Annotated in this window: 3 protein-coding genes; 1 reads left to right on the forward strand and 2 read right to left on the reverse strand. The window is 36.6% G+C overall.

The window, feature by feature from the left end:
* On the reverse strand, nt 1-633 hold a 633-nt coding region (locus H6S82_RS31060), incomplete at its 3' end, for an FkbM family methyltransferase (RefSeq protein WP_191057323.1).
* Nucleotides 634-1,062: 429 nt separating this feature from the next.
* Between H6S82_RS31060 and H6S82_RS34235 the strand changes: the two genes are divergently transcribed.
* The gene (locus H6S82_RS34235) at nt 1,063-1,197 is read left to right on the forward strand and encodes a hypothetical protein (protein WP_255512313.1); all 135 of its coding nucleotides are present in this window, start codon (nt 1,063-1,065) and stop codon (nt 1,195-1,197) included.
* Nucleotides 1,198-1,576: 379 nt separating this feature from the next.
* On the opposite strand, the gene H6S82_RS31065 is transcribed toward H6S82_RS34235, so the two are convergent.
* A partial coding sequence (locus tag H6S82_RS31065) for a DUF6745 domain-containing protein (protein ID WP_347339576.1) occupies nt 1,577-2,008 on the reverse strand: 432 nt, incomplete at its 5' end.

Raw genomic sequence — 2,008 nt, forward strand, 5'->3', positions numbered from 1 at the left:
ATTATAAGATGCCAACATTTCACTGATTGTAGAAAACTGAGTATGAGAGTTATCTTTCTGTCGAAAAGTGACTTCTATGAAAATATATAAAATTTTCTCAGATTGTAAAGTGGCTTTTGCACCTCTTAAAACTTGACACTCATAGCCTTCCGTATCTATTTTCAACAGATCGATCCGATCAATTTTATGCTCGTTTTCTTCCATAAACTGATCTAATGTAATTAGATTCACTGTTTCTAGAGATTGCTCGGTTTGATTATTAACCTTACTAGCACTGTAAATAGAGTTAGAACCTGATGTTCCTTTAACTAACATTTTTTCCTGTTTTGTTTCTTCACCCAATGCTAAATTGAAGCAAAAAACCTTAGAATCAACGCCAACATTCGCTTTGAAAGCTTCAAAGCTTTTACTAACTGGTTCAAAAGCAAAAATTTTGGCTTCAGGAAATTTCCGACGATAATCAAGAGTCGTTTGTCCTTTATTAGCTCCGACATCAAAAATTGTCTTGATGGTCAAATCAGGTGATAATCTAGTAATATCTTCTTTTAGATCGCATCCAAAAGGTATTCTCTTGGTACGGTAAAGGGTGTAGCCATAAGTTTTTAAAAAATTTTTTAAATTTTTTTTGATCATACAATTCTCCATAGTTTCTTTTAATAGCCATTGAAAAATGCGACTGTGATTATCTGAATCGAAGATTCTCGCCTTTTCTCATCATATTTAAGAACCGCATATTTAGGAACCGCTTTGGAAGTTTTGCGCGAAATATTGGGAATTCACTATTTTTTGTCGAAGATCGACGGAATATGATTTCATTAGCTTTGGCTCCCAGAATTAGATTTTATTGTACCTCCTAACAGCGGTTCCCGCTGTAGCTTTCAAATGTTGCTATCAACTCTGATTTAGCAAGTTGTTGAGTAAGGGGTATGAGATGAAAGTAAAAAAATGAGCTAAGTAACAAACATAAACAACATAACATACCTTTTTAGCTAGATGTCAATAGAACAGCATCTGTCCTAAGTAAATAATTTGTAACTTTTTTGTAAAGAAAGATGAATAACAGTGCGATCGCTTAACGTAAGTAGTCGGGTAAAAGTAATCGACTCTGTATTAACTTTTGTTAAGGCACTTGCCGGAGTGCGATCGCGCAGCGTGCCGATCGGCATATCGCTCACCCAAGTAGTACAAATGTATTGAAATAATTGACAGCAACTGGGAATTTTTGGCTCTTCCGTACTTAGTGTGCCAAATCATTTGTTTTTTAGTACCCTAAACCCAAGCTCGCTGCGATTTCAAGGCGATCGCACTTGTACTGTAATGCGATAGGGTAAACTTTGGATGTAAATAATCTCAAAGCTTTACGGGGCAAAGCCTTGAGGATAAATTTAAGTTAAATTAGCACACTAAGTACGGAAGAGCCTAAATTTCAAGATTGGATACAGGAAAGATTTAAAATAACATCTTCGCACGGATGGGATAGTATCATTCTTTTTTATTCTGCCGATGAAAGAGATGCGTTGGATAACTTCTTCAACCTATTTAAAAAATTTCAGAATGGGGAAAGTCCTTTACCGAGTTAAGTTTGCAGGGAAAATTCTTCTGGGTCAATTCCCCCATTTACCCATGTGATTGCTTCGCGTGCAGATTCAACATTTGGCGGTACTCGCAAGGCGTGGATGAACCCTGTACTGGGACAAGTCATTTTTAATAAATAAATCGGTTCGATATCGACATTGCTATCTATTTTTAGTAAAGTGTATTCCTGCCAAGAATCTAGTTCGATCGCTTGTAATTCTTGGCAAATGCGACTGTAACCGATTCCCTGAATCAATACTCGTCGCAATTCGGCGTTTTTTTCTTCTAAAAGCCATTTTGCTTGCCACTGATTTGGATGCAATTTTCCATATTTTTCTGGTAAGGTTACACCATGATAGGCATAAAAGCTGAAACCATCAGCATATTGAATCGCGGCTGAACCTTCAGCGTGGAGGCGATTTTGATTATCGAA

Origin of the sequence: Planktothrix sp. FACHB-1355, from assembly GCF_014748295.1 — a bacterium.
Classification (GTDB): Bacteria; Cyanobacteriota; Cyanobacteriia; order Cyanobacteriales; family Aerosakkonemataceae; genus Aerosakkonema; species Aerosakkonema funiforme_A.